This window comes from Bradyrhizobium sp. (genome assembly GCF_016462955.1).
In the GTDB taxonomy this organism is placed as follows: Bacteria; Pseudomonadota; Alphaproteobacteria; order Rhizobiales; family Xanthobacteraceae; genus Bradyrhizobium.
On record NZ_JAEMSD010000639.1, the window covers coordinates 1 to 3,335 of the forward strand.

The window sequence follows — 3,335 nt, forward strand, 5'->3', positions numbered from 1 at the left end:
AGGCCGGCGCGCGCGCCGCCTTCGATCGACATGTTGCAGACCGTCATGCGGCCTTCCATCGAGAGCGCGCGGATCGCGTCGCCGGCGTATTCCAGCACGTAGCCGGTGCCGCCGGCGGTGCCGATCTCGCCGATGATGGCCAGGATGATGTCCTTGCCGGTCACGCCGTCAGGCAATTTGCCGTCGACGGTGACGCGCATGTTCTTGGCCTTCTTCTGGATCAGCGTCTGCGTCGCCAGCACGTGCTCGACCTCGCTGGTGCCGATGCCGTGCGCGAGCGCGCCGAACGCGCCATGCGTCGAGGTGTGGCTGTCGCCGCAGACGATGGTGGTGCCGGGCAGCGTAAATCCCTGCTCGGGGCCGATGACGTGGACGATGCCCTGGCGCTTGTCGAACTCGTTGTAATATTCGACGCCGAACTCCTTGGCGTTCTCGGCCAGCGCCTTGATCTGCTCGATGCTCTCGGGGTCGGGGTTCGGCTTGCTGCGGTCGGTGGTCGGCACGTTGTGGTCGACGACGGCGAGCGTCTTCTCCGGCGCATGCACCTTGCGTCCCGTGGCGCGCAGGCCTTCGAACGCCTGTGGCGAGGTCACCTCGTGCACCAGATGGCGGTCGATGTAGAGCAGGCAGGTGCCGTCCTCGGCTTCGTGCACCAGATGGTCGTTCCAGATCTTGTCATACAGGGTGGTCGGCTTGGACATGAGCGTCAGCTCCGAAGAATGTGTGTCAGCGATGAGCGCGGCATGCCGCGCGGGCAACAGATCGTCAGCGCAGCCTTTCAGGCTGCGCGCGTAAGCTCTGAGGTTGCCGAGGTCGCGAAGCGCCCGAAGAACCGCCCAGGCAGCCGCGAGCGATCGTCGATGACGATGCGCTTGACGGACGAGGGTCTGGTCAGATCTGGAAACATTCCAGAGATATATAGCAGGCCGAATTGGAAGCGCGAGAGCTTTCAAATGCGCGGCACGCGCACCGTGCATGACCCTCATCCTGAGGAGCGCGCCCTTGCGCGCGTCTCGAAGGATGCAGGCCCGGCCGGTGGCCTCGCCCTTCGAGACGCGCGTTCCGCGCTCCTCAGGGTGAGGGACCGCCTCCGTGCGCGCCGCACAGCCAAAATAAAAAAGCGCGGGGTTTTGCCCCGCGCTCCTCGAAACTTGCCTGTAAGCGGAGCTTACTCGTTGACGGCGGCCTTGGCGTGCTCAGTCTTCTCGACGATGCGGGCCGACTTGCCGCGGAGATTGCGGAGGTAATAGAGCTTGGCGCGACGCACCTTGCCGCGGCGCACCACCTTGATCGAGTCGATCATCGGCGACATCACCGGGAACACGCGCTCGACGCCTTCGCCATAGGAGATCTTGCGGACGGTGAAGCTCTCGTTGAGGCCGCCGCCGGAACGGCCGATGCAGACGCCCTCATAGGCCTGCACACGGGTACGGTCGCCTTCGACCACCTTCACGTTGACGATCACGGTGTCACCGGGTCCGAATTCCGGAATGGTCTTACCGGCGGACAGCTTGTCGAACTGCTCTTGCTCGAGCTGCTTGATCAGGTTCATGGGTAAATCTCCATCGGCGCGCCCAGCCTTCGAAACGGGGGCTGCGTGAAATTCGTTGATCCAGCCATTGCGGATGTGGCCGCTCCTATAAGGCAAGCCGGAGCGTTTGTCACCCGTCTGTCTTGTTTTTTGGCGTTTTTTGGCCGCTCCCGCGATTCGCGGCTTTTTCCCACAGATCCGGCCGCCGGGCCGCCGTCAGGGCTTCGGATTGGGCCCGCCGCCAGCTCGCGACCTTGGCGTGGTCGCCGGAGGTTAGGACGGCAGGGATCGGAACGCCCTCGAACAGCTGCGGGCGGGTGTATTGGGGGTATTCGAGCAGGCCTTCGGAGAAGCTTTCCTCGGTTCCCGAGGCTTCCTTGCCCATCACCCCCGGCAGCAGCCGGACGCAGGCGTCAATCAGGGCCAAAGCTGCGATTTCGCCCCCGGAGAGCACGTAATCGCCGATCGAGACCTCCTCCAGGCCCCGTCCGTCGATCACCCGCTGGTCGATCCCCTCGAACCGCCCGCAGACGATCAGCGGGCCGGGGCCCTGAGCGAGCTCGACGACACGGGCCTGGGTCAATGGCCGACCGCGCGGGCTCATCAGCAGGCGTGGCCGCGCTTTTGACGGGTCTTGCCCGATCTCGGCAGCATCGATCGCCGCGGCCAGAACGTCCGCCCGCAGCACCATGCCGGGGCCGCCGCCGGCCGGGGTGTCGTCGACGCTGCGATGGCGGTCGGTCGCGGAGGCCCTGATATCCCGCGCCACGATCTCCCAGATTCCGGATGCGAGCGCCCGGCCGGCGAGGCTCACGCCGAGCGGCCCCGGAAACATCTCCGGAAACAGCGTCAGCACCGTCGCGCGCCAGGGTGAGGGGTTGGTCATTCGATCTCAGTTCTCGTCGTCCCGGGGCGCGCGAAGCGCGAGCCCGGGATCCATAACCACCGCAGCCAGTTTTGCTATAGCTGGAGCCATCAGCTTAGCCAAAAACCTCGCCCTGTGGTTATGGGTCCCCGCCTTCGCGGGGACGACTCGTGGAGGGATTGCTGTCCTCACCCTCGACCTCCTGCGGCAGCGCAATCACGACGCGGCCCCCGGCAAGATCGACCTCCGGCACCACGGCATTCGAGAACGGCAGCAGCAGTGTTGGTCCTTTGAGCGGCGCGATCTCGATGATGTCGCCGGCGCCGAAATTATGGATCGCGAGCACGCGGCCGAGCGCATCGCCATCCGTGGTGACGGCGGCGAGGCCGATCAGGTCGGTGTGGTAATATTCGTCCTCGTCGGTCGCGGGCAGCTTGTCGCGCGGGACGTACAGCTCAATGCCGTTGAGGCGCTCGGCCTCATCGCGGGTCGCGACGCCCTTGAACGTCGCGACCAGATGGTCTTTGGCCTCGCGCACCTGTGCGATCTCGAACTGGCGCTTGCCGTCCTTGGACAGCAGCGGGCCGTAGTGTCGCACAGCAAAGGGATCCTCGGTGAAGGTCCACAGCTTGACCGCACCGCGCACGCCATGCGCGGCGCCGATCCGCGCGACGCAGACCAGCGCCGACATGATCTGGCCTTAGCTCTTGGCCGCGGCTTCGGCCTGCGCCTTGCGCTCCTTGCGCGGCACGGCCTTCTCCGGGTTGTTGCGCGCTTCGCGCTTCTTGACGCCGGCGGCGTCGAGGAAACGCGCCACGCGGTCGGACGGCTGCGCACCCTTGGCGAGCCAGGCCTTCACCTTCTCCATGTCGAGCTTGAGGCGGGTCTCGTTGTCCTTGGGCAGCAGCGGGTTGAAATGGCCGAGACGCTCGATGACGC

At 65.8% G+C, this 3,335-nt stretch carries 5 protein-coding genes; all 5 read right to left on the reverse strand.

Features of this window, described 5'->3' with window-relative positions:
- Nucleotides 1-701 (reverse strand): aconitase family protein (locus tag JHD07_RS35985; RefSeq protein WP_291630823.1); only part of this gene is annotated, 701 nt, incomplete at its 3' end.
- Nucleotides 702-1,168: 467 nt separating this feature from the next.
- Nucleotides 1,169-1,552, reverse strand: coding sequence for a 50S ribosomal protein L19 (gene rplS, locus JHD07_RS35990; RefSeq protein ID WP_024338835.1), 384 nt, complete (start codon nt 1,550-1,552; stop codon nt 1,169-1,171).
- A gap of 109 nt (nt 1,553-1,661) precedes the next feature.
- Entirely contained in the window at nt 1,662-2,417 is a 756-nt protein-coding gene (gene trmD / locus JHD07_RS35995; protein ID WP_291630826.1) for a tRNA (guanosine(37)-N1)-methyltransferase TrmD, read from the reverse strand.
- 118 nt (nt 2,418-2,535) lie between these two features.
- Nucleotides 2,536-3,087 carry a ribosome maturation factor RimM gene (gene rimM / locus JHD07_RS36000; RefSeq protein WP_291630828.1) on the reverse strand — a complete coding sequence of 184 codons (552 nt, stop codon included), beginning with the start codon at nt 3,085-3,087 and terminating at the stop codon, nt 2,536-2,538.
- 9 nt (nt 3,088-3,096) lie between these two features.
- Nucleotides 3,097-3,335, reverse strand: a 239-nt coding sequence (rpsP, locus tag JHD07_RS36005; protein ID WP_291630830.1) for a 30S ribosomal protein S16, incomplete at its 5' end; no start/stop codon positions are given.